General features: G+C 44.6%; 1 protein-coding gene. It reads right to left on the reverse strand.

Annotated elements, in window-relative coordinates; translation table 11 throughout:
- Nucleotides 1-252: 252 nt before the first annotated feature.
- The coding region (locus tag ACIFO6_RS24225; RefSeq protein ID WP_430044617.1) for a transposase at nucleotides 253-929 on the reverse strand (677 nt) is incomplete at its 5' end.

A 929-nucleotide genomic window follows, 5' to 3' on the forward strand; every position in this document is an offset into this window, starting at 1 on the left:
GAACTGCAATACGTCCCGAATGTAACAGGAAACTGTGTTCTCGCTCCGATCCTTGCTCCGTAAATGTGCTTCAAACCCTTGAATATACTCCATATTCGCCCCCACCCTTCGCTTGTGTGTCACATCATACCGTTGATGTGGGGCAAAGTCCAGTGATTGCATAACCTATCTTATGCACTGATTCTGGCTACTTTTGGGGCTAATTCAGGGCTGAAACTGGCGTTTATCTATACAAATATTGACGACATAACGTTATGGCTGTGAATCATCTGGCTCCATATATCCTTCCTCAATCTCTATTGATTCCTCAATAGCTTCATAGTCGGCATCCACTACATCCGCTTCGATCATATCCAGAAATAGCTGCTTGCGCTCCTGTTCCAGTGCTTTCGTATTGACCACCAGCTCACGTCGATCATTCCAATCGTTAGGTGCACGGTTCTTTAAGTAGAAGATCATCGCTGTCGGATTGGGAGGCTGATACCGTTTCACTTTCTCGATACGCGTCTTCTTTTTTCCATTTTTGTCCTCTTCGACTATTGTACGAATTTCCTCATATTCATATCCTGTAGCGGCTTTCAAAAGTGAATTTTCCACGTGTGATATAGGCACAGATCTGCTCCATTTGACTAGTTCAGCCAGCATGGGATGTTTATCAATGTACTCGTACCAAGTCGTTTTACCTATATCGAGTTTCCTGATAATGTCCTCTGCATTCACGCCTTCTTCGAACCATGCCTGAATCTCCGCTAGTCTAGGATATACATGGGTTTCCCACTTGGTTGGACGTTCCAATGCTTCAGCAAATTTGGGATGCTTCCTGCGATAGTCGCCTAATGTCCAAATGTGAATATTTAGCCGTTTCGCAATCTCTTCATCTGTTGCCCCTTCACGTACCCAAACGGGAATATCCCTAAGTCTTGGCACAA

It is taken from the genome of Paenibacillus sp. NRS-1781 (assembly GCF_050467745.1).
In the GTDB taxonomy this organism is placed as follows: domain Bacteria; phylum Bacillota; class Bacilli; order Paenibacillales; family Paenibacillaceae; genus Paenibacillus; species Paenibacillus terrae_A.